Below are 22657 nucleotides of genomic sequence, written 5' to 3'. Positions count from 1 at the left end.
ATGACCCAGACACTCCAAGGCATTGCCCCCATTTCACATCTGGGCGTCATCCGCGTACAGGGCGATGACGCTGCCAGCTTCTTGCACGGCCAGTTGACCAATGACTTCGCGCTGCTTGATCTACACCACGCACGCTTGGCCGCTTTTTGCTCGGCCAAAGGCCGCATGCAAGCCAGCTTTATTGGTTTCAAGCGTGCGCATGACGACATTTTGCTTGTGCTCAGCCGTGACTTGCTGGCACAGACCCTCAAACGCCTGTCCATGTTTGTGCTGCGCGCCAAAGCCAAGCTCAGCGATGCCAGCGCCGACTTTCACCTGCTGGGCCTGATCGGTAACGCCGTGCCGCACAGCGAACAAGCGCCATGGGCCTTGCAGTCTGAAGGTGATGCCCACATCGTCCACCTGTACCCTGCCGCTGGCCAAGCCCGTGCACTGTGGATTGCCCCAGCCAGTACGGCAGCACCCGCCACCACATTGACCGCCGCGCAGTGGCTATGGTCTGAAGTGGCCAGCGGCGTGGCCACAGTTTCACAACCGGTCTACGAGCTTTTTGTGCCGCAGATGCTCAACTACGAATCGATTGGCGGCGTGAACTTCAAAAAAGGCTGCTACCCCGGCCAGGAAGTGGTGGCACGCAGCCAGTTTCGCGGCACCCTCAAGCGCCGCGCTTTCATCGTCCATGCGCAGGCTGAGGTACAAGCTGGCACGGAGGTGTTTGCCGCCAGCGATGCAGAGCAAGCCGCAGGCACCGTGGTGCAAGCTGCGCCCGCACCCCAAGGCGGCTGGGAGGCCATCATCAGCATGCAAATCAGTGCTGCACCAGAGGCGTTGACGGCCGGCAGCGCCACAGGCACGCCCTTGACGATCCTGCCTCTGCCCTACCCCTTGCTGGAAGACATCTAAGCGCCGCTATCCAACTTGCCGACAGCGCTGAGGCAACGCAGCGCCCCATTCGCCTCAGGCATGGCCGATAAAAAAGCCACCTTTGCGGTGGCTTTTTTGTGCGCTAATTTTTCAGTTCAGGGCTTGATAGCGATTTTGAGTACTCCATCACGCTGGTGCGCAAACAGATCGTACGCTTCCGCGATATCGTCGAGCTTGCGCTGGTGCGTGACCATCACGCCCAAGTCCAAGCGATTGGCTTCAATCACGTTCATCAGACGGCGCATGCGCTCTTTGCCGCCAGGACACAGCGCCGTGCGGATGGTGTGGTCGCCCAAGCCAGAAGCAAAGGCCGAGAGCGGAATCTTCAAATCTTCCGAATACACCCCCAGGCTCGACAAAGTACCTCCGGGCTTGATCACCTTCATGGCTTGCTCAAACGTTGCCTGCGTGCCCAGCGCTTCAATCGAGCTGTCAGCCCCCTTGCCGCCCGTGAGTTTGAGCACCTCGCTGATCACATCCACATTGCGGAAGTTCAGCGTCACGTCGGCCCCCATTTTTTTGGCAATGCCCAGGCGGTGGTCATTTCCATCCACGGCAATGATGGTGGTCGCCCCCAGCAAACGCGCACCCGCCGTGGCGCACAGCCCAATCGGCCCTTGGGCAAACACCACAACCGTGTCGCCAATTTTGATGTTGGCATTTTCCGCACCTGCAAACCCGGTGGACATGATGTCTGGGCACATCAGCACCTGCTCATCCGTCAGCCCATCGGGGATGGGTGCCAGATTGGCCTGCGCATCCGGCACCAGCACGTACTCGGCCTGGGTGCCATCAATCAAATTGCCAAAGCGCCAGCCTGCGGTCGCCTTGTAGCCATGGCAGCCGCATAAGCCACGTGCGCTCAGATAACTGCCGTCCTGGCTGGCGTAGCCATCTTGCGCCGCGTAACTGTTGAAGTTGGGGCAAATAGCGCCAGCAATCACGCGCTGCCCTTCTTGGTAGCCCTGCACGGCACTACCCAGCTTCTCGATCACGCCCACAGGCTCATGCCCTACGGTCAAACCTTTTTCGACAGGGTATTCACCTTTGAGGATGTGCACATCGGTGCCACAGATGGTGGTGGTGGTGATGCGAATCAACGCATCATTGGGGCCGACATCCGGGATGGGCTTTTGCACAATTTCAATGCGCCCTTTCTCCAGAAAAGCTGCTGCTTTCATCATTGCCATATCGTGCTCCTTTACGCGTGGTGCGTGGTTGGGGACAAACATTCGACGGTGAGGTCTTCGAGCGCTAGTCAGATTCATTGTAGAAACTCTCTGCGCGCGCTCCAATGCCCCATATCAAGTCATTGGTTCACATCCACGCCCCCAGGAATGCCTGATCCCATGCTGGGGCATCGAAGTTCGCTAGAATTGCGCGCTTGTTGTCCTCACGATGAAAGTGCCCAGCACCGTCAAAGCGTGGACATCGTTGGCCAAGTACCGAAAAGATTTGAAAACCTCCAAAGAGGCCAGTTTTTTCGGCATATAATCTAGGTCTTGTCGGCGTGTAGCGCAGCCTGGTAGCGCACTTGCATGGGGTGCAAGGGGTCGCGAGTTCGAATCCCGCCACGCCGACCATTGATATAGAAAAGGGCTAACAGCGCGCTGTTAGCCCTTTTTGTTTTTTATTTTTTATTTTTGCCTGAAGACAGGCAGCAAAGAGCAAGAGACAAATGATTGAAGGTTTGATTACCGGACGTTTGACCACTGACCCCAGCGAGCGCACTGACCGTTTTGGCAAAACTTTCATGGTGGCGCGCATGCGCGCTACGGTAGGCGATGGCGGTTTGCGTGCCAACACCGGCGACGGCCCCAGCAGCCTGTTTGTGAACGTGGTGGCTTTTGACCCCGTGCCCTGCAGCCAGTTGCGCGAATTACTGGAAGGTGATGTGGTCTCTTTGGTGGGCCCCATCACCCCCAAGGTCTGGACGGACCGCCAAGACATCAGCTATCCCGCGCTGGATGTGGTGGCCTACCGTGTGATGGCGCTGCCCAAGCCTTCCGCCTCCGACTTCAATATCTGATCACTATCTGATAGGCGCTGAAGACGCCAATCATCTCCAAAAGTCATATAAAAATAAGAATATATTCTCGAAAAATATAAAGAAGTCGCAGTACAGTGCACTCCTCCTTTTTAGAGAGTTTGAGATGCTGAACAAACGTCTTTTTATCCAAGCTGCACTGGCTGTTGCAACAGCCGGTGCTTTCAGCGCACATGCGCAAGATGCCATCAAAGTAGGCGTTACTGCGGGCCCCCATGCCCAGATCATGGAGCACGTCAAGCAAGTGGCTGAAAAAGATGGTTTGAAAATTCAAATCATTGAATTTAGCGATTACGTGCAGCCCAATGCCGCCCTGGCTTCTGGCGAGTTGCATGTCAACAGCTACCAGCACGGCCCCTACCTGGACGCCCAGGTCAAGGACCGTGGCTACAAGCTGGTGAAGCTGGCCAACACCGTCAACTTCCCCATCGGCTTGTACTCCAAGAAGGTCAAGAAGCTCGATGAGCTCAAGCAAGGCGCCAAGTTCGGCATTCCGAACGACCCCACCAACGGTGGCCGCGTGCTGCTGCTGCTGCAAGAACAAGGCCTGATCAAGCTCAAGCCCAACGCAGGCTTGAAGGCCACGCCTTTGGATGTGGTGGAGAACCCCAAGAAGCTGCGCTTTGTGGAGCTGGATGCCGCGCAATTGCCCCGCTCGCTGGATGATTTGGACGCCTCGGCCATCAACACCAACTTTGCCATCTCTGCAGGTCTGAACCCCAAGAAAGACGCGATTGCACTGGAGCGCGCTGACGGCCCTTACGTCAATATCTTGGCAGTGCGCGAAGCCGACCTGAAGCAGCCCTGGGCTGCCAAGCTGGTCAAGGCTTACCAGTCCGAGTCGACGCGCGCATTTGTGGAAAAGCAATTCCAAGGCTCGGTGCTGCTGGGCTTTTAGTTCTGAACTTAGAGGCAAGCAGTGCCCGCAAGGGCACACCCTGGCATGCATCCTGCAAGCCCTTGGTCACCACCAAGGGCTTTTTTATTGTCAAAAAAGATAGCTGATCGCGTTAATTTATAGGGCACTGCCATGCAATAACACACCAAGGCGCAGCCAACACCAGCGGCGGCAGCTATCAAATCCATAAAAGCAGCAATTCCTTGTGCGGCAGGCGTGGACTTGGGGAGACTGTTACAGCGCAAACACCTGGTGCTAGAATCCGCCCCGAATCGCGCGCGCCAGCGCATGTCACTTGCATGGAGCAAATGTCCGCCTGGTACGCACGAGAGCGACATCAAAGCCCCGCTATGCGTCACTTCGTAGCGGGGCTTTTACATCGCCACGCTCCCCAGCCGTCGCACGATGCGCTGTGGCACTGGCGATATCCGATGAAAAAAACAGGCCCTGCGAGGCCACTTTTTATGCCTGACAGAAGTACACACCGTTTTTCCAACCACGCGCTGCTTATGACACAGCTTCCCGATCGCCCCAAGGCGAAGCCACCCGAGTTCACCACTCCCTGATTTTTTTCAAGAGGTAGAAGTAAATTGACCACCCATCATGATTCCCATGGAGTCGCCAAACTCCAAAAGACACTTGTCCTGTGGCAAGTCATCATCATCGGCCTGGCCTATATCCAGCCCATGACGTTGCTGGATACGTTCGGCATGGTGTCGCGAGACAGCCTGCAGCACGTACCCACGTCTTACATGATTGCGTTGATCGCCGTGTTGCTGACTTCAATCAGCTACGGCCACATGATCCGCAAACACCCTTCCTCGGGTTCTGCGTACACCTATGTGCAAAAGTCCATCCATCCCAATGCGGGCTTTATGGTGGGCTGGTCCTCGTTGCTGGACTATTTGTTGTCCCCCATGGTCAACATCTTGCTGGCAAACATCTACCTCACGGAACTGTTCCCTGACGTCAACCACTGGGTCTGGATCATTGGCCTGTCGCTGTTGATGGTGGGCGTGAACCTGCGCGGCGCACGCTTTGTGGCCAACTTCAACAGCCTGATTGTGGTGGTGCAGCTGCTGGTCATCGGCATCTTTACCTACCTGATCTACACCAAGCTGTACGCCGGCCAAAACGCCCTGGGCGACATTGCCGAACAAGGCGCCGATGCGCTGTGGAGCTTCAACCCCTTCTGGAGCGCCAGCACCGAAATTGGCGCACTGATCACGGGTGCCACCATCCTGTGCTTCTCGTTCACCGGCTTTGACTCGCTGAGCTCACTGGCCGAAGAAACCAAGGACGTGAAAAAGACCCTGCCGCGCGCCATCTTCCTGACCGCGCTGATCTCGGGCCTGATCTTCATTGCCTCCACCTACTTCATGCAGCTGTACTTCCCCGGCAACCCCGCGCAGTACTTCGAGCTGGTGGACGAAACCCAGCCTGAAATTCTGCTGCTGGTGGGCGGTGCCTTCTTCCAGTCCGTGGTGCTGGCCTTTGCCATCGTGACGGTGATGGCCTCGGGCATCTCCGCCCACGCTGGCGTCTCGCGCCTGATGTACGTAATGGGCCGCGACGGCGTGCTGCCCAAGAAGTTCTTTGGCTACATCAGCCCCAAAAACTTCACCCCCGCCCTGAACATCTGGCTGGCGGGCGTGATCTGCCTGACCGCAGGTTTCCTGAGCCTGGAATTCGTGGTGGCCCTGATCTCGTTCGGCGCCCTGACCGCGTTCAGCTTTGTGAACCTGTCGGTGATCTGCAGCTACGGCTTTCGTGATGGCCGCATGAAGACGCCCAAGGACTTCCTGAACTTCTTCGTCGTGCCGCTGCTGGGCTTTATCTCCATCGGCGCGCTGTGGCTGGAAGTGGAGGACACATCGCTCAAGGCAGGCATTGCCTGGGCGGCAGTGGGCATCATCTATCTGGCCTGGCTGACCAAGGGCTTCCGCAAGCCAACGCCCCAGCACCACTTCTCTGACGACGAGTCCTAAGCACGCGTTGCGCCCACGCTGCCACCGGCCTTCAGGCTCCGGCAGCGTGATTGGACGTGACGCGCAGACTGTCACACCCCTGCATGACCCGGGCTATGTCCCGGGTCTTTTTTTGCCGGTACGCGGCCCGGCACGAAGCCCCAGCTGCAGCCGCAAGAAAACAAAAAGCCCTGCAGGCTGCACCCACAGGGCTTGAAATAGTGCGTATTCATCAAAAAGAGAGCTGGTAGCGCTTACCACCCCTTCACTTCCATACCTTTTAGCATGAAAACGTAAGGAATGCATGCGCCAACAGCTACTTTTTATAGAGCAAGTTGAGGTTTGAGGGCTTACGCCCCCGCCACCTCTTGCCGCAGCGCCATGTTGTTGAGCTTGTCCAAGCGACCGGGCCAAGTACCTTGCTGAGCCGACTGGCGCACAATGCGCGCCCATGCCATCCAGGCGTCCCACTGCACGCGCTTGTCCCAGGCATTGCCCCAGCAGCTGTAGCAATGCACCGCACTGGCTGCAGCGCGTTCAGCCTCTTGTGGGCGGCCCGCCGCCAGATACAGCTGGGCCAGCACCATCTGGGGCTCACCCACCCAGGGGTTCAGGCGCACGGCCTGCTCTAGCACGGCAATGGCGCAATCGGGCTCCACCAAGGGCTGGTCCATTTGAATCACCGACCAGTACAGCGACATGGCTGCCGCTTCGTGGCCCGCCGTCAACTCTGCCGTGCACTGCGCAAACATGGGCGGCAGGGGTAGTTGCTGGCGCAGCACGGGGTGCTGCAGGGCACGGCCCCAGGCGTTGATCTGGCTGACAATGCGGCTGGTGGGCCGCATGGGGCCGGGCCACAGCGACGAGGCCCAATGCACGCTTTGCTGGCGCGCAGGGTCTACATACGGAAAGCGCGAATACACATCGTCTTGCCAGCTGGACCACTGCTCCATCGCATCGGCCATGGTGACGATGGCAAACGCCGCCACTTCCCTCGGCGTGAGGGTGATGCGCTGGGCACCTTGGGCCACGTCCATCGTGCCATCTGCTGCCGTGGCATGCGCCTGCAGCTTTTGGGTGAATTCGGTGCGGCTGATGGTGCAAAACAGATAGATCAGGTGCTCGGCCTGCTCTCCCACCAAGGCGCGCAAAGCACCGCGTTCGCTGCTGGCATCAAACTTCACCAGATCCACAAAGGCGTTGCCGTAAACGCTGTGCAACAAACCCAGTAGGCGCACTTCACGGGGTTGCTGCCACAAGGTCAAAGCACGGGCCACGCCCGCCAGATGGTGGCGAAAGGTGCCGGACTTGTGCCAGTCCTGCCCCACGCCACGCGCCAGCACCACCGGCAGCAGGGGTGCCAGTTCGGCATCCTGCGCCAGCCACTCATCGCCCAGCAGTTGCTGGGCACGTTCAAACTGCGCCGTATCCAGCGCATGCAAAGGCAAATTCATTCTTTCATCTCCAAAGCGCCCACAGGGCGCTGGGTGTAGTGCGCGGCCCACCCGGCCGTGTCCGTAAACAGGCGCAAGGCCTTGATGCGACGCACTGCCGTCAGCGTAAAGCGGTGCTCCACGCCCGCGGGCACACGCAGGTAATCGCCAGCGCGCACGGTCACCACACGCTCTTGGCCCTGCGCATCCAGAAATCCGAAGATGCCTTCGCCATCCAGGATGTAGCGCACCTCATCGTCGGCATGGGTGTGCGGCTGGTCAAAGCGCTGCAGCGCGGCTTGCAGCCCTGCGGTGGCAGGGTGCAACACCACCAAATCCATGCGGTGATAGCCGTGGGCCGCACATTCCGCGGCCACGCTGGCACCTACGGCCTGCACCACGGCCGCTTGCTGGTCAGCATCCAGCGCCTCGTGGGCCAGCAGCGCAGCCAAACCCGGCTGATCAGGCACAGGGCGGTGCAGCCATTGCACCCCCAGTGCCGACACAAAAGCATGATCTGTTTGATGTGGATGCACAGCATCTCCCAGTGGTAAGTGGTGGTGCGTGGCGCGCGGGGTGGATCCAGCCATTTGCGCGGTTTACCAAGCAGGCGTGTAAGCACCCTTGAAGGTGGTGGCAATAAAGGCCGCCACTTCGGGTGACTGGTAGGCCTTCACAAACGCTTGCAGGTCGGCATCTTTTTCATGGCCTGCACGCGTGGCAATCAGCACCGTGACATACGGCGTGTTCACATCTTCCAGCGCCAGTGAGTCACCCTGGGGCTTCAGGCCTGCTGCCACGGCGTAGCTGCTGTTGACGGCGGCGGCATCCAAATCGTCCAGTGAACGTGCCAGTTGCGCGGCTTCCAGCTCCACCAACTTCAGCTTTTTGGGGTTGGCCGTGATGTCCAGCACCGAGGCCCGTGCACCAGCACCCGCTTTGAGGGTGATCAACCCCTGCTTGGCCAGCACCATCAGTGCGCGCGAGCCATTGGTGGGGTCGTTGGGAATGCCCACCCGGGCGCCGCTCTGCAAATCCTGGAGATTTTTCACCTTCTTGGAGTACACGCCCATTTGCTGGTTCACCGCCTTGGCCACGGGCACCAGCTTGTAGCCACGGTCTTTGTTTTGCGCATCCATAAAAGGCTGATGCTGGTAGATGTTGGCATCAATATCACCCGCTACCAAAGCAGCGTTGGGCTGGATAAAGTCACCAAACTCCACCAGTTTGACCTGCAGCCCCTGCTTGGCAGCAACTTGCTTGGCCACTTCGGCAATCTGGGCGTGGGGGCCGGCAGTCACGCCAATCGTGACTTTGCCGTCTTGGGCTTGTGCCATCAAGGCTGAGGGCAAGAACGCGGCCGTCGCCAGGGCTTTCAAAAGGAAACGCTTGTGCATGGTGGATATCCTGAATCGGGTTCAACTTCAATCAAAGGCCCCTGTTGCAGGGGCATGCCAAGAAAGTAACGCATAAGCAACCCAGGGAAAACACGCATAAGCTTATTCAGCCCGCACCAATTGGTATGGCGGCCTGCGTGTTCGGGCAAGCGCCCTAACAGCACGCTGGCGCTGGCGTAAAAAAGCCGTGCACAGGGCACGGCTTGGTATGCGGAGCCGCAACAATGTGCAGCGCGGCGCTGGCTGATTACTTGTGGCTGATGCGCCGCACAATCCAGTCGCCAAAGCTTTGGATGGCTTGCACAAAGAAGATCAAGATAATCACCACGGCCAGCATGATGTCGGGCAGGAAGCGCTGATAGCCGTAGCGGATACCCAAGTCGCCCAGACCACCGCCGCCAATCGCGCCTGCCATGGCCGAATAGCCCGTCAAGCTCACAAAGCTGATGGTCAGCCCCGCCACAATACCGGGCATGGCCTCAGGCAGCAGCACCTTCCAGACGATCTGGCTGGTGGTCGCACCCATGGACTGCGCCGCTTCGACCAGGCCGTTGTCCACTTCACGCAGCGATGTCTCTACCAAACGCGCAATGAACGGCGCGGCCGCAATGGTCAAAGGCACCACTGCCGCCCATGTACCAATCGACGAGCCGGTGATCAGCCGTGTGAAGGGAATGATGGCCACCAGCAAGATGATGAACGGCGTGGAGCGCACCGCGTTCACCACCCAGCCCACCGAGTTGTTCAGCGGTGCGTTTTCCAGCACGCCGCCCTTGTCGGTCAGGCGCAAAAACACGCCCAGCGGAATACCGATGATGCCGCCCAGCAGGCCGGAAATGCCCACCATGATCAGCGTCTCCCAGAACGAGTCGATGAACAACTCGATCATCATTTCCGAAAAATTCTCGAACATCGCTTAGCCCTTCACTTCCACCACTTGCACCACCACACCACTGCTCTTCAAGTGGCGGATAGCGGCCTCAATCTTGCTTGCATCACCGCTGGCAAACACGGCCAGCGAGCCAAAGGTTTGTTCTTGAATTTCGTCAATCTGGCCGTGCAAGATGGACAAATCCAAGCCCAGCTCCCGAATCAGGTGCGAAAGAATCGGCTCGTACGCGCTTTCACCGGCATACGACAGGCGCAGCAACTGGCCGCTTTGGCCCGCAGGCAGCTTGGCGGCCAAAGCACGTACACGATTGAGCACGCTGGCGGGCAGCTCTTGCGGCACGATTTCGTCGATCAAGCTCTTGGTAATGCTTTGCTGCGGCTGGGTGAACACCTCAATGACCGAGCCCATTTCCGCGATTTCACCCGCGTCAATCACCGCCACGCGATCCGCGATCTGTTTGATCACTTGCATCTGGTGGGTAATCAAGACCACGGTCACGCCCAGTTCGCGGTTGACCTTGCGCAGCAAGTCCAAGATGGAACGGGTGGTTTCAGGGTCCAGCGCGGAAGTGGCTTCGTCGCTCAGCAGCACCTTGGGATTGGACGCCAGCGCACGTGCAATGCCCACGCGCTGCTTTTGGCCGCCCGAGATTTGTGCGGGATAGCGGTCTGCCAAGTGCGTCAGCCCCACCAGTTCCAGCAAGGGATCAATACGTTCCTTGATCTGCGCCTTGGTCATGCCCGCCAGCTCCAGGGGCAACGCGGCGTTGTCGTACACGGTGCGCGAGGACAGCAGGTTGAAGTGCTGGAACACCATGCCAATTTCATGGCGCGCTGCGCGCAGTTGCGCATCGGTCATGGTCATCAGATCGCGGCCATCCACCACCATCTGGCCCGATGTGGGGCGGTTGAGCAAGTTGATGCAGCGCACCAGCGAGCTTTTGCCCGCGCCAGAGCGGCCGATGATGCCGAAGATTTCACCCTGCTCAATGGTCAGGTTGATGTGCTTGAGCGCTTCGACGGGCCCTTTGGGGCCTTGGTAGGTCAGGGACAGGTCCCGAATGTCGATCATGTCAGTAGCTACAGCACGCGCTGCCACACAGCAGGCCACGTGCTCTCAAAAATAGGATGTGGAAATGTAACGCGCTGGCATATAAAAACCAAAGAATCAATACTTAAGTAATAAGATGCTTTGGTTATATCTACCGGCGATGCCTAGGGCTAACCCGCAATGATGCCTGAATTAGCCGCCCACCTATGTGCGCGCTGGCTAAAACCATGCCGAAAGCGCACTGCTTTGCAGCCATGCGCTATGTATTCAAGAGCTTTTAGCGCTGATTAAACGTAGACTTTCACATCGAAACGCTGTGAAAGTCTTAGCAGACAAGCGCTAAGTGCTCTTATTTTCCGTAGTTGGGCTGGTAGGGTTTATCGCTGAACACGCCCAGCAAGCCGCTGGAGAGTTCCTTGTCCGTGCCTTTATAGGCTTCGTACAAAAAGCGCTTGAACGCATCTGCTGCGGGGCTGGAGCGCTCGCCGCTGTACATATTTTCTTCAATCACTCCGCTGTCCGTGGCTACACGTACCCAGCCACCCTTGCCCAAGGTAATACGCTCGATGGTGTCCATGGGCACCACAAACGCTGTCACGCCGGGCAGGCTGGATGCGTCTTTGGCCAGCGAGCGCACCCGCAGTGGTGCGTGCGGGCGCACGTTGAACTCGATCGATTCCACCTTGGCTTGCCCCCCCCAAGTCCCCACCAGCAGCGTGGCGCGGTTCGGGGTTTCGCTGTGCCAGATCGCACCCAACGTGGGGCAGCGCGCCACACGGCCGCAGTCAATCAGCTGCGGGGCAAACTCAATGGTGGTGGCGCGCTGGGTGTTGTCCACCTTCACTTGCACAACGGCTTCGGTACCACCTTTTTTGCTGGCGCTACCGCACCCTGTCAGTGCCACGGCACCTGCCACCATGGCCAATGTTGCCCACAACCGCTGCTTCATGCGCATGCCCTCACCCCTAAGATCTAAAGACGCCGATCTTGCCACGAATGCCGACACACGATGGGCAGACGCGCCCCAGTGCACCGAAGGGGTAACCGCCCTATCAGTCTTGGCTGCACCAGCACCAGGCACCCTCTTGCGCACTGGCAGGCGCCAACAGGCAAAACAGAGAGCAGCTGGTGCGCTTTGCTCAAGCGCTTTCACAGTATTCATGTGCAAAAGCATGCAATGGCAAGCGCTAACAGCTATCCATTTATTCGCTGTGCATGGCGGGGAGGTCTGTTGCCTGCGCGCTATCTGCTGCCTTTTTCGCCCCTGCCGGCTGCGCCGCTGCAGCGGTTGCAGGCGGGTTTGCCACAGGTTTGGTAGCGCGATCCAGCCGCGTGCCGCAGCGGCGGCAGTAGCGGGAGTCTTCCTCATGCCGCTCCAGGCCACAGGCCTCGCACTCCACCCCCTTGAGCCGCGCTTTGGTGCCCACATTGCGCGACAATTCCGCCCCCACAATGCCCGTGGGCACCGCCAGTACCCCCCAACCCAGCAGCATCATGATGGAGGCAAAAATACGCCCCATCGGTGTTGAGGGCGTCACATCCCCATAACCTACCGTGGTGACCGTAGAGATGGCCCAATAAATGCCCATGGGCACGCTGGTAAAGCCATTGCGCGGCCCCTCGATCACAAAAATCAAAGCGCCCATCACAAACACAATCAGCGCCACCACACTCAAAAACACAAAAATCTTGCGTGCACTGGCCCTGAGCGCCTGACCCAGCATCAGGTACTCATTCAAGAAGTTGCGAAAGATGGGAAAGATGTGGAACGTGCGCACCAAGCGCAGCGCCCGCACCGCCGCCAAGAAATGTGCTTCGGGGTAAAAAATGCCCAAGTAGGTGGGCACGATAGAGAGCAAATCCACCAACCCGTAAAAACTCAGTGCATAACGCAGCGGGTGGCGCACCGAGACCAGGCGCAGCACGTACTCCACAGTAAAGCCGATGGTAAAAATCCACTCCAGCGCGCGCAGCAGGTAGTACAGGCGCCAATCCCCCGCGATCGAGGGAATGCTGTGCGCAATCACCACGCACAAACTCAAGATGATGGCCAGCGTAAGCCGTCGCTCAAAGCGCTTTCCCATCTCGGTGTTCGTCTCAAACACCGTGCGGTAGATGCTCTGGCGCCAGCGCGCCACGGGCACCCCCAGCCGCTCGGCGGAAGGGTAGTTGTCGCGGAAAAATTCAGAAAGAGAAGCCAGCCATTGCATGCGTGGATTGTAGAAACCCTGCCCCATGCCTCAGATGTAAAAAAGCCCTGCCGGGCGAACGCGGGCAGGGCTTGGGTCTGCAGGAGACGCGAAAACCGCGATTATTCCCACTCTATTGTAAACAAGACATTTTTATCTTTTATATTCAATGGCTTATTTTCCTGCTAATTGGTAATACCATGAAAAATACCATGCTCAGAAAAGGCTTAACAATATTTTGAAAAATTGCCTACTGAGCGCTGCCGCACAGCTCCATAGGCCGCTTTCCTGGCTTTGCTTCCAGATGTATGCTCTTCTGCTCCTGCAGCTAATGGATCACCGCAAACAGGTTACTCGCCTGGGGATTCCCTTTCGACCCGAGCATCCGTATGAGACTCATGCTCGATTATTATTATTATAGAAGCCCCCATGAATAAATCGCTCATCATTTTCGGCATCGTCAACATAACCTCGGACAGTTTCTCCGATGGAGGCCGGTATCTGGCGCCAGACGCAGCCATTGCGCAGGCGCGTAAGCTGATGGCCGAGGGGGCAGATGTGATCGACCTCGGTCCGGCATCCAGCAATCCCGACGCCGCGCCTGTTTCGTCCGACACAGAAATCGCGCGTATCGCGCCGGTGCTGGACGCGCTCAAGGCAGATGGCATTCCCGTCTCGCTCGACAGTTATCAACCCGCGACGCAAGCCTATGCCTTGTCGCGTGGTGTGGCCTATCTCAATGATATTCGCGGTTTTCCAGACGCTGCGTTCTATCCGCAATTGGCGAAATCATCTGCCAAACTCGTCGTTATGCATTCGGTGCAAGACGGGCAGGCAGATCGGCGCGAGGCACCCGCTGGCGACATCATGGATCACATTGCGGCGTTCTTTGACGCGCGCATCGCGGCGCTGACGGGTGCCGGTATCAAACGCAACCGCCTTGTCCTTGATCCCGGCATGGGGTTTTTTCTGGGGGCTGCTCCCGAAACCTCGCTCTCGGTGCTGGCGCGGTTCGATGAATTGCGGCTGCGCTTCGATTTGCCGGTGCTTCTGTCTGTTTCGCGCAAATCCTTTCTGCGCGCGCTCACAGGCCGTGGTCCGGGGGATGTCGGGGCCGCGACACTCGCTGCAGAGCTTGCCGCCGCCGCAGGTGGAGCTGACTTCATCCGCACACACGAGCCGCGCCCCTTGCGCGACGGGCTGGCGGTATTGGCGGCGCTGAAAGAAACCGCAAGAATTCGTTAACTGCACATTCGGGATATTTCTCTATATTCGCGGTTCAGCAGGCATGTCCCCTTTGAGGGCGACCCGACGACAGGATAATCGACCTTATGGTGCGCAAATATTTCGGCACAGACGGTATTCGTGGCAAAGCCAACGAAGGCGCGATGACGGCGGAAACCGCCTTGCGCGTCGGCATGGCGGCTGGCCGTGTCTTTCGTCGCGGTGACCACCGCCATCGTGTCGTGATCGGCAAGGATACGCGCCTGTCGGGCTATATGCTTGAACCCGCGCTCACAGCCGGTTTCACCTCGATGGGCATGGACGTATTCCTTTTTGGCCCGCTGCCGACAACGTATAGGAAGAATAAACGCCCTTTTCACCCAAGTCCAACAGCTTTGGACCGCAGTTGACTCTTTCGACACCCCTGCGATGCAACCCAATCCGGCTGACGGGGAGCCAGCAACGCTGAAAATTTACCCTCCTCTTTCCCACTAGCGGCTCCTTTTCCGACAACCAGCACGGCGGATCCCTGCCGCGGCGCTGTGAACGCAGCATTTTGATTGGTATCGTTGGCCTTCAGGCTCGTCAGTCAAACAGACCCAGGAGCAGCTCAGCCGGTGGCGCCCGGCTTTCGGGTAACGCCCTGGTCCCGCTGGTTTCGGCTTTGTGCTTCAGGTGATCAAGGATCTGCTTGATCACTATAGGGTCTTCAATGCAGGCGATGACTTTCATGGCGCCGCCGCAGCCGCTGCAGGTCTCGATGTCGATATTGAAAACACGCTTGAGCCGTTGCGCCCATGTCATCGACGCTCGCCGTTGTGCTGGTGTTGCCGGTTCATCAGCCACCCTGACCTTGTTGCCCCTGCCCCGTTTTGCCGGCGTGACCAACGCCCGGTGCCGACTGTTGGGTGCGAACACCCCGTGGAAGCGGGTTAGGTTGACTCTGGGCTTCGGTACCAGGGCGGCCAGCCTTGCAATGAAATCCAATGGTTCGAAAATGACGTGCGTGGTGCCGTCCCGGTACGGCGTCTTGAGCTGGTAGCGCACGTTGCCGCCTCGTGTTAACGACAGCCGCTTCTCGGATACCGCCGGGCGGCTGATGTACCGGCACAGCCGTTCGAGCTTCTTGCGTTCATCGGCCCTGGCCGCCACGCCGGCGTGCAGGCTGGACCCGGCTACCTTGCCAATCCCGTCACCGAACGGATCACCACTGGTCGGCAGAGTTTGCAAAGTGAACACCTTTCGCCCCGCCTGTGAACCGACAGCGATACGGTAAGTGATCGAGTGCCCCAGCAGGGGTGTCATCGGGTCGTCATCCACCGCATCCGAGGCCAGATAGCTGTTTTCGACATCCCGTTCCAGCAGGCCTTGCCGTTCCAGATAGCGACCCACCCGGTGGGCGATGGTGTGCGTCAGCTGGGTGAGCTCTGGGCTGGTCGGCGCCTTGACCCAGCGGAAACGCGCTGAGCCGTGGGATTGCTCGACATACACACCGTCGAGAAACAGCATGTGGAAGTGAACATTCAGATTGAGCGCCGATCCAAAACGCTGGATCAGGGTGACCGCGCCCGTCTTGGCCACTTGGTGGGTATGGCCCGCTTTCTTGACCAGGTGCGTGGCAATGACGCGGTAAACGATGCCCAGCACCCACCCCATGATCTCGGGCCGGCTGGCAAACAGGAAACGCAGCTGAAACGGGAAGCTCAACACCCACTGACGCATGGGTTGTTCAGGCAGTACTTCATCAACCAGCAAGGCGGCACTTTCGGCCATCCGCCGCGCCCCACAGCTCGGGCAGAAACCGCGACGCTTACAGCTGAAAGCGACCAGGTGCTCGGCGTGGCAAGACTCGCAGCGAACCCGTAGAAAGCCATGCTCCAGCCGCCCGCATTGGAGAAATTCTTCAAATTCCCGTTGCACATAGCCCGGCAATTCCTTTCCCTGCTCTGCCATAAGCGCAGCGAATGCCGGGTAATACTCGTCAACGATCTGATAGAGAAGGGTTTGCTCGGGTCGGTGGCTCTGGTAACGACCAGTATCCCGATCCCGGCTGGCCGTCCTGGCCGCCACATGAGGCATGTTCCGCGTCCTTGCAATACTGTGTTTACATACAGTCTATCGCTTAGCGGAAAGTTCTTTTACCCTCAGCCGAAATGCCTGCCGTTGCTAGACATTGCCAGCCAGTGCCCGTCACTCCCACTCGATTGTAAACAAGCACACAAAACCCTTTAGTGACAACAATTTGCAAGAACTATCAGGCTCAGTGCCATGAAAAATACCATGACCAGATCATGAGGTTGAACACGGCTTGCGCCGGCAGCGTTCACGCTCCTGGTCGGCGATCTCGCCCGGCTGCAATGCTAGCTCAGCATCGGTCATGCGCTCCAGCACGTCGCGTAGGCGGATGGTGCAAGGAATGGGCGGCAGCTCGAACTCATAGCCGCCGGCGATCATTTCGGCCGCAATCTCCTCGGTGATGAAAAACGGCTCGTCGTCTTGGTTCGGCTTCTTCATGCCCTTTCCTCCTGGCGCTCATCCTGGCCGACAGCGGCCAGGGCATCGGCTTCCGTCAATGCGTCCTCCACGAACGCGCCGTGCTGCTTCGCTTCGGCCTGGCTGACCTCGGCCCATATCCGTTTCACCTGGGCCGCACTGTACCCGGCCAGCTCGGCGGTCTTGTTGATGCTGTAGCCGGACTTGCGCAGCGCGACAACTTGGGCGCGGCGCTTCGGATCAGCACGGCGGCCCTTGTACCGCCCGGCCTGGCGGGCCAACTCAATGCCTTGGCGCTGGCGTTCGCGCCTGTCCTCGTAGTCGTCGCGGGCCATCTGCAAGGCCAGGCGAAAAAGCATGATCTGCACGGCTTCCAGCACGATCTTGGCGACGCCCTGGGCCTCGGCCGCCAGGTCGGATAGATCGACCACGCCAGGGACGGCCAGGCGTGCGCCTTTGGCCTGTATCGAGGCCACCAGGCGCTCGGCCTCGGGCAAAGGTAGGCGGCTGATGCGGTCGATCTTCTCGGCAATGACCACCTCGCCGGGCTGTAGGTCGCCGATCATGCGCAGCAGCTCAGGCCGGTCGGCGCGTGCGCCGGATGCCTTCTCACGGTAGATGCCGGCGACGTAGTAGCCGGCGGCCTTCGCGGCCGTAGTGATCGCCTCTTGGCGTTCCAAGTCCTGCGCGTCGGTGCTGACGCGCAGATAGACCCGCGCCACCATCGGCGCGGCTACTGGCTTCGTCCTGCGCATACTTGCGGGCTCCTTTGGGCATACTCAAATGCACCCATCTTAAACTGGCAGGCCAATTTATCACATATCGATCTAAATGCGCCTAGCTCATTTTTACAGCTTAAATGAGCTATTGAGCACACTCCATATTTCGACTATTATTGAAACATGGAAACGATAAATGCTGTAGCCGCCCTGGCGGCCATCGCTCAAGAATCGCGCCTCGCGGTGTTCCGGCTTCTCGTCCAGGCCGGCCCCGCCGGCATGGCCGCCGGAAAAATCAGCGAAGCGGCCGGCATCCCGCCGTCTTCGCTATCCTTCCACCTGAAAGAGCTGGCACACGCCGGCATGGTCACGTCGCGGCAAGAAGGCCGATTTGTGATCTACGAGGCGAACTTTTCGACGGCCACTAACCTGGTGGCCTTTCTCACGGAAAACTGCTGCGGCGGCCAGGTGTGCAACCTGTCTTGCACCACGGAAGCCGGGAAGGTGTTGGCATGAGACTTCGCCATCTTTCCGACCCCGATTCTTTGCCCGCTTTGGACAAATCCTTTGCCATCGAGCGCCCGGCGCTCGGGCTGGCACCCGACGCCCCGCCGGTGCGTATCCTGCTGCTGTATGGCTCGCTGCGCGCCCGCTCGTTCTCACGGCTGGCCGTCGAGGAAGCGGCCCGGCTGCTGCAATTCTTTGGCGCAGAAACACGCATCTTCGACCCGTCCGATTTGCCGTTGCCCGATCAAGTGCAAAGCGACGATCACCCGGCCGTCAAGGAGCTGCGCGCCCTGTCCGAGTGGTCAGAGGGACAAGTCTGGTGCAGCCCGGAACGCCACGGTCAGATTACCAGTGTCATGAAGGCGCAGATTGACCATCTGCCGCTTGAAATGGCCGGCATCCGGCCGACCCAAGGCCGCACCCTGGCCGTGATGCAGGTATCCGGCGGCTCGCAGAGCTTCAACGCCGTGAACACCTTGCGTCTGCTCGGCCGCTGGATGCGAATGTTCACCATTCCGAACCAGTCGAGTATCGCCAAAGCGTTCCAAGAGTTCGACGCGGCGGGCCGCATGAAGCCCTCGCCGTACTACGACCGAATAGCCGATGTGATGGAAGAACTGGTGCGCTTCACGGCGCTGGTACGGCCGCACCGTGAAGCACTGACAGACCGCTATTCCGAACGGAAAGCGGCCGGCCACGTCATCGACGAGGCCACCGATCTTTCATCCATCGCCATTGCTCCCCAGCCACTACCAGAAAGCGAAACATCATGACCGAAAGAATCTATAACGTCCTCATCCTCTGCACCGGCAATTCGGCGCGCAGCATCATGGCCGAAGCTCTCATCAACACGATGGGGCAAGGGCGCTTCCGCGCCTACAGCGCCGGCAGTCACCCAACCGGCAAGGTCAATCCCTTCGCCGTCGAAAAGGTGGAGTCGGTGAATTACCCGACCGAGAATCTGCGCAGCAAGAGCTGGGACGAGTACGCCACGCCCGACGCACCGAAGATGGACTTCATCATCACCGTCTGCGACAACGCCGCCGGCGAAATGTGTCCGGTGTGGCCTGGTCAGCCGATCTCGGCGCATTGGGGATTTGAAGACCCGGCCGCCGTCGAAGGCACTGACGCCGAGAAGCGCCGGGCCTTCGAACAAACCTTCCGGCACATGATGAACCGCGTCCGCCTGTTCGTGAATCTGCCTCTCAAAATGCTTGACCAGACGGCCATCAAGCGCGAGCTGGCGAACATCGGCAAGACCGAGCAGGAAGCATGAGCGCCGGCGCACAGGCCATCGCCGCGAAGCCGCGCCAGGCCCCGATGAGCGGCTTCGAGCGTTACCTGACGCTGTGGGTGGCCCTGTGCATCGTCGCCGGTGTTGCGCTCGGCCAGGGCCTTCCTGACGTGTTCCAGGCCATAGGCCGCATGGAAGTGGCCCAGGTCAATTTGCCGGTGGGCCTGCTGATTTGGGTAATGATCGTCCCGATGCTGGTCAAGATCGACTTCGGGGCGCTGCACCAGGTCAAAGAGCATTGGCGCGGCATCGGCGTCACGCTGTTCGTGAATTGGGCCGTCAAGCCATTCTCGATGGCCCTGCTGGGGTGGCTGTTCATCCGACAAGTGTTCGCTCCGTTCCTGCCGGCCGATCAACTGGACAGCTACATCGCGGGCTTGATCTTGCTGGCCGCCGCGCCCTGCACGGCAATGGTGTTCGTGTGGAGCCGCCTTACCAACGGCGACCCGCTTTTCACGCTCTCGCAAGTGGCTCTGAACGACGCCATCATGATCGTGGCCTTCGCGCCCATCGTCGGCCTGCTGCTGGGCATGTCCTCGATCTCGGTGCCTTGGGACACGCTGCTGATTTCGGTCGTGCTCTACATCATCGTGCCGGTGATCCTGGCGCAGCTCTTGCGGCGGCATCTGCTCAAGCAAGGACAGGCCGCCTTTGAACGGGCCATGCAGAAGATCGGGCCGTGGTCGATGGCCGCGCTGCTGCTGACGTTGGTTCTACTGTTCGCCTTCCAGGGCGAGGCCATCATCCGGCAGCCGTTAGTGATCGCCATGCTAGCCGTGCCGATCTTGATTCAAGTGTTCTTCAATTCCGGGTTAGCCTACTGGCTGAACAAGCGGGCGGGGGAAAAGCACTCTGTCGCCTGTCCTTCGGCCCTGATCGGTGCCAGCAACTTCTTCGAGCTGGCCGTGGCGGCCGCCATCAGCTTGTTCGGTCTGCACTCCGGCGCTGCATTGGCAACCGTGGTCGGCGTCCTGGTCGAAGTGCCGGTGATGCTGCTGGTCGTGCGCGTGGTGAATCGCTCGAAGAGCTGGTACGAACGAGGTTGAACATGAGTAGGAAAAAACTGAGGAAATGATTGCAGATTGCCGCGCCGGCCGCTTCCTGGCGCATTCGATCACTGACCTGGAACACCTAGTATCCATGCTTGCTGAGGTCGCCCGATGACAGACCCAAAGAACCTAGAGAACAGGCTGCATGAGAAGGCCGACCCGGCCCGCGCCGTTTCCACTGGTCGGGTGCGCTACACACTGGCCGAACTACTGGCCGACGCGGAAGCATCCGGGGCTTACCCGCTGCCGCCGGAGGAACGCGAATGGATGGATGCGCCGTCTGTGGGTCGGGAATGGCCAAACAGTGAAGATTGAAAAAGGCGGCCAGTTCGAGTGGCCGCCCTTTCGTCATTAGCTGCACGCTTGGCGCAAGGCGTTCATTGCTTCTTGAAAATCAGCCTGTGTCGCCCGGCCCGTTTCAGCTTGGTAGTACACCACCATAAAAGCATTAGCGACGGCTTCGGCCAATGGCCCAAGGCTCCGCGCTTCCGCTTGGTTGATGTACTCCAAAGAAGAAAGAATAGCCGCTGCTTGATGCACTGCTTGCCCTGGTTCGATAATATGTTGTGTTGTCATAATTCACCTCTCCAGTAGGTGTTGATTGAAAGTGCCGGGCTGGTTGTGGCCAGCCCGGTGCGCCTACAGGTACAGCCCCGCCGCCTCCGCGAATGCTGACCGCTCATTCCTGCCGCCATTAACCTCAATACTTATCGGCTTAGTTTCGCTCTCTCTCATAGGGTCTGGCCGTGATACAAAAGCGGCTGTTTCTGTCTCTGCATCGACCTCGGTCGATTGATCACCCAGCGGCGAAATAAATACCTGGCTGACTTCTTCCCTTGGCGCTTCATCCAGGGCCGCCAATGCGGCCATGTATGTTGATGTCGTCATCGTGCTAACTCCTGACTTCGTTACTATCTGGGCCAGAATCGGCGCCCAAGCTATTGCCCTCGAACTGGCCAGATTGGCTTGCTTCTTTCGGCTCCATGCTTTCGCGTATCGAAGCAGCCAGTTTTCCGCCTGTGGTTTCGCTCACTCGCTCCTGGAATCCCTGCTTCACTTGAGAGCCGACACCCTTGGCTAACTCGGAGGCCGTGCCTGTGGCCAGCTTCGCGGCCTTGGCAAAGCCGCCACCGCTTGAGCTACTGCCGCTGTCACCAAAGCCAGCCGCTTGGGCGAATGGGCTACTGCCAGCAGTACCCGCTTCACCACCACCGTTTCCGCCACTGCTGACAACTGACCCCATGCTGGACATGTCACCGCCGGTTTCCATACTCGCTGATGCTTTCTGAAAAGCCGCTTGGAGTGCACTTGCACCTCCGGCTGCACCGGCTGCGGCACCCATAACCGCTTTACCTGCCAGGGCAGCGCCGCCAGTTGCCATACTGGCCGCCGTCACCGCCGCCCCAACTGCCGCACCCGCACCGAAGTTTCCAATTCCACCGGCTGCGCCAATACCACCACCAGACACAAGACCAGAAATCATCGGCGGAACTTTGTTGACCAAGAAAAGCAAGATGACCGATATAACCAACATCACGGCCAGTTCCTGGGATGCCATGTTCTCGCTGATTTGCGTGTAGTAGTGATTGATGAACTCTTTGCCAATCGCAACCAGAAGCACCATTGCCATAAGCTGTGCGGCCAGGCCCAGCACGGTCTTGTAGTAATTGATCGCCATGTCGGAAGTCCAACGACTTCCACCAAAGCCAAGGAAGAACACACCGGCATACAACAGAATCCAGGCTGATGCGAGCAACAGCAACAGGTTGACCGCAATCAACGCCAGGACAAACAAAACAGCCAGGGCCATTAGCTCCATGACCAGAGCAGTTGCCATCTGCCGCCATCCCAGCTCCGAGGTGGCCTGTACTGTGCGGTTGTATAACTCGAAACCAAGATCAAGGATGCTGGAGGGCCCAAGATTGCTATTGGAAAGTCCCCCCGCCTGCGCGCCCAGAGTTTGCAATGACTGAACAATCGTACCGGCGATATTCATGCCCTGGTTCGCATTCGTCAGCAACCACCAGAAAAAGCCGGTGAAGATCGTGAAGCGAACGAACTCCGCGAAGAACTCGCCAATGTCGGCCTTGCGCAAAGCCATCATGCCGAATGTCCAGACCATCGAAATCACAACCAGCGTCCAGAACAAACGCGATGCAGCGGACTCAATAGCTGGCCCCCATGTTGCGGCAGCATCATGAAAACGCTTGAGCACATCATTCATAACACCGCTGCTACTTAGCTCCTGCGCCATTGCAGGTTCAGCCAGCACCATTGTGGCGACCATCATCAAGCCACCTAGAGCAATTTTCTTTCTCATGGCGACCACCTCAATAATCATCTTTAGGGCTGGGCTTGAACTCCCACTGACGCATCTGCTTGGCCTTCTGGAATGCTCTGCATTCCTCGGTAAAGGCCTCTCGGTTCGCTTCGCTGCGCATTTCATTCAGTGCTGCCTGGAACGCATCGGGGGCACACGTCGCCGCATTTGGTTCGGGCATCCTTTCCTGTTCACATCCAGCCAACAACAGCAACGTAGCCGCGGTAGTAAAAAAGATTTTTTTCATCTCACCG

Annotated in this window: 25 protein-coding genes, 1 tRNA gene and 1 pseudogene; 12 read left to right on the top strand and 15 right to left on the bottom strand. The window is 58.8% G+C overall.

Annotated features, from left to right (window positions below; all coding sequences use genetic code 11):
* Positions 1-903 carry a CAF17-like 4Fe-4S cluster assembly/insertion protein YgfZ gene (gene ygfZ / locus QEP12_RS02805; protein ID WP_174863611.1) on the top strand — a complete coding sequence of 301 codons (903 nt, stop codon included), beginning with the start codon at positions 1-3 and terminating at the stop codon, positions 901-903.
* A 116-nt stretch (positions 904-1019) separates the two neighbouring features.
* On the opposite strand, the gene QEP12_RS02800 is transcribed toward ygfZ, so the two are convergent.
* Positions 1020-2114 (bottom strand): NAD(P)-dependent alcohol dehydrogenase, encoded by a 1095-nt coding sequence (locus QEP12_RS02800; protein ID WP_284213291.1) that lies wholly within the window; start codon positions 2112-2114, stop codon positions 1020-1022.
* A 316-nt stretch (positions 2115-2430) separates the two neighbouring features.
* On the opposite strand from QEP12_RS02800, the gene QEP12_RS02795 reads away from it, so the two are divergent.
* The 4 genes from QEP12_RS02795 to QEP12_RS02780 all read left to right on the top strand — a co-directional run bounded on the left by QEP12_RS02795 (position 2431) and on the right by QEP12_RS02780 (position 5857).
* A tRNA-Pro gene (locus tag QEP12_RS02795) sits at positions 2431-2507 on the top strand.
* 95 nt (positions 2508-2602) lie between these two features.
* Positions 2603-2953, top strand: coding sequence for a single-stranded DNA-binding protein (locus tag QEP12_RS02790; RefSeq protein WP_219164417.1), 351 nt, complete (start codon positions 2603-2605; stop codon positions 2951-2953).
* Between the two features lie 124 nt (positions 2954-3077).
* On the top strand, positions 3078-3869 hold the full coding sequence (locus QEP12_RS02785) for a MetQ/NlpA family ABC transporter substrate-binding protein (RefSeq protein ID WP_284213289.1): 792 nt from the start codon (positions 3078-3080) through the stop codon (positions 3867-3869).
* A 590-nt stretch (positions 3870-4459) separates the two neighbouring features.
* Positions 4460-5857: an APC family permease gene (locus tag QEP12_RS02780; RefSeq protein ID WP_257469246.1), complete on the top strand. Its 1398-nt coding sequence runs from the start codon at positions 4460-4462 to the stop codon at positions 5855-5857.
* Between the two features lie 329 nt (positions 5858-6186).
* On the opposite strand, the gene QEP12_RS02775 is transcribed toward QEP12_RS02780, so the two are convergent.
* The 7 genes from QEP12_RS02775 to QEP12_RS02745 all read right to left on the bottom strand — a co-directional run bounded on the left by QEP12_RS02775 (position 6187) and on the right by QEP12_RS02745 (position 12818).
* Positions 6187-7290 (bottom strand): DUF6817 domain-containing protein, encoded by a 1104-nt coding sequence (locus QEP12_RS02775; protein WP_219164415.1) that lies wholly within the window; start codon positions 7288-7290, stop codon positions 6187-6189.
* Positions 7287-7805, bottom strand: coding sequence for a cupin domain-containing protein (locus tag QEP12_RS02770; protein ID WP_284213288.1), 519 nt, complete (start codon positions 7803-7805; stop codon positions 7287-7289). Before QEP12_RS02770 ends, QEP12_RS02775 begins: the two co-directional genes overlap by 4 nt.
* Positions 7806-7868: 63 nt before the next feature.
* Positions 7869-8666: a MetQ/NlpA family ABC transporter substrate-binding protein gene (locus tag QEP12_RS02765; protein ID WP_219164413.1), complete on the bottom strand. Its 798-nt coding sequence runs from the start codon at positions 8664-8666 to the stop codon at positions 7869-7871.
* Positions 8667-8913: 247 nt separating this feature from the next.
* Positions 8914-9579, bottom strand: a complete 666-nt coding sequence (locus QEP12_RS02760) for a methionine ABC transporter permease (RefSeq protein WP_219164412.1) — start codon at positions 9577-9579, stop codon at positions 8914-8916.
* 3 nt (positions 9580-9582) lie between these two features.
* On the bottom strand, positions 9583-10629 hold the full coding sequence (locus QEP12_RS02755; protein WP_284213287.1) for a methionine ABC transporter ATP-binding protein: 1047 nt from the start codon (positions 10627-10629) through the stop codon (positions 9583-9585).
* A gap of 328 nt (positions 10630-10957) precedes the next feature.
* Positions 10958-11563 carry a hypothetical protein gene (locus QEP12_RS02750; protein ID WP_284213286.1) on the bottom strand — a complete coding sequence of 202 codons (606 nt, stop codon included), beginning with the start codon at positions 11561-11563 and terminating at the stop codon, positions 10958-10960.
* A 247-nt stretch (positions 11564-11810) separates the two neighbouring features.
* On the bottom strand, positions 11811-12818 hold the full coding sequence (locus QEP12_RS02745; protein ID WP_284213285.1) for an ion transporter: 1008 nt from the start codon (positions 12816-12818) through the stop codon (positions 11811-11813).
* Between the two features lie 408 nt (positions 12819-13226).
* On the opposite strand from QEP12_RS02745, the gene sul2 reads away from it, so the two are divergent.
* Together sul2 and glmM are read left to right on the top strand one after the other, a co-directional pair.
* Positions 13227-14042: a sulfonamide-resistant dihydropteroate synthase Sul2 gene (sul2, locus tag QEP12_RS02740; protein WP_001043260.1), complete on the top strand. Its 816-nt coding sequence runs from the start codon at positions 13227-13229 to the stop codon at positions 14040-14042.
* An 86-nt stretch (positions 14043-14128) separates the two neighbouring features.
* Positions 14129-14371, top strand: a pseudogene (gene glmM, locus QEP12_RS02735) (phosphoglucosamine mutase); the annotation flags it as partial.
* A 235-nt stretch (positions 14372-14606) separates the two neighbouring features.
* Here the strand turns inward: glmM and QEP12_RS02730 are convergent.
* The 3 genes from QEP12_RS02730 to QEP12_RS02720 all read right to left on the bottom strand — a co-directional run bounded on the left by QEP12_RS02730 (position 14607) and on the right by QEP12_RS02720 (position 17269).
* Positions 14607-16100: an IS91-like element ISCR2 family transposase gene (locus tag QEP12_RS02730; RefSeq protein WP_001120888.1), complete on the bottom strand. Its 1494-nt coding sequence runs from the start codon at positions 16098-16100 to the stop codon at positions 14607-14609.
* 210 nt (positions 16101-16310) lie between these two features.
* A complete protein-coding gene (locus tag QEP12_RS02725) occupies positions 16311-16535 on the bottom strand; it encodes a hypothetical protein (protein WP_000743213.1) in 225 nt (74 codons plus the stop codon).
* Positions 16532-17269, bottom strand: a complete 738-nt coding sequence (locus QEP12_RS02720) for a recombinase family protein (protein WP_001366550.1) — start codon at positions 17267-17269, stop codon at positions 16532-16534. Before QEP12_RS02720 ends, QEP12_RS02725 begins: the two co-directional genes overlap by 4 nt.
* A gap of 147 nt (positions 17270-17416) precedes the next feature.
* Between QEP12_RS02720 and QEP12_RS02715 the strand changes: the two genes are divergently transcribed.
* The 5 genes from QEP12_RS02715 to QEP12_RS02695 all read left to right on the top strand — a co-directional run bounded on the left by QEP12_RS02715 (position 17417) and on the right by QEP12_RS02695 (position 20398).
* Positions 17417-17749 carry an ArsR/SmtB family transcription factor gene (locus tag QEP12_RS02715; RefSeq protein ID WP_000447876.1) on the top strand — a complete coding sequence of 111 codons (333 nt, stop codon included), beginning with the start codon at positions 17417-17419 and terminating at the stop codon, positions 17747-17749.
* Positions 17746-18513, top strand: a complete 768-nt coding sequence (gene arsH, locus QEP12_RS02710; RefSeq protein WP_001239389.1) for an arsenical resistance protein ArsH — start codon at positions 17746-17748, stop codon at positions 18511-18513. Before QEP12_RS02715 ends, arsH begins: the two co-directional genes overlap by 4 nt.
* Entirely contained in the window at positions 18510-19016 is a 507-nt protein-coding gene (locus QEP12_RS02705) for an arsenate reductase ArsC (RefSeq protein ID WP_000140066.1), read from the top strand. The genes arsH and QEP12_RS02705 overlap by 4 nt, the downstream gene beginning before the upstream one ends.
* Complete coding sequence (gene arsB, locus QEP12_RS02700) at positions 19013-20080, top strand: ACR3 family arsenite efflux transporter (protein WP_001272375.1); 1068 nt, start codon at positions 19013-19015, stop codon at positions 20078-20080. Before QEP12_RS02705 ends, arsB begins: the two co-directional genes overlap by 4 nt.
* A gap of 114 nt (positions 20081-20194) precedes the next feature.
* On the top strand, positions 20195-20398 hold the full coding sequence (locus tag QEP12_RS02695) for a hypothetical protein (protein ID WP_000131871.1): 204 nt from the start codon (positions 20195-20197) through the stop codon (positions 20396-20398).
* Positions 20399-20434: 36 nt separating this feature from the next.
* Here QEP12_RS02695 and QEP12_RS02690 read toward each other — a convergent pair whose 3' ends face one another.
* From QEP12_RS02690 to trbK, 4 genes are all read right to left on the bottom strand, one after another.
* A complete protein-coding gene (locus QEP12_RS02690; RefSeq protein ID WP_000211355.1) occupies positions 20435-20659 on the bottom strand; it encodes a type I toxin-antitoxin system ptaRNA1 family toxin in 225 nt (74 codons plus the stop codon).
* 63 nt (positions 20660-20722) lie between these two features.
* On the bottom strand, positions 20723-20971 hold the full coding sequence (locus QEP12_RS02685) for a hypothetical protein (protein WP_000213809.1): 249 nt from the start codon (positions 20969-20971) through the stop codon (positions 20723-20725).
* A gap of 4 nt (positions 20972-20975) precedes the next feature.
* Positions 20976-22403: a P-type conjugative transfer protein TrbL gene (gene trbL, locus QEP12_RS02680; protein WP_001405816.1), complete on the bottom strand. Its 1428-nt coding sequence runs from the start codon at positions 22401-22403 to the stop codon at positions 20976-20978.
* Positions 22404-22413: 10 nt separating this feature from the next.
* Complete coding sequence (gene trbK / locus QEP12_RS02675; RefSeq protein WP_000718002.1) at positions 22414-22650, bottom strand: entry exclusion lipoprotein TrbK; 237 nt, start codon at positions 22648-22650, stop codon at positions 22414-22416.
* Positions 22651-22657: the final 7 nt, after the last annotated feature.

The organism is Comamonas jiangduensis, assembly GCF_030162955.1.
Lineage (GTDB): Bacteria > Pseudomonadota > Gammaproteobacteria > Burkholderiales > Burkholderiaceae_C > Comamonas > Comamonas jiangduensis.
Note: the sequence above shows the minus strand (reverse complement) of the source record. Positions and strands in the feature narration are given on the sequence as shown.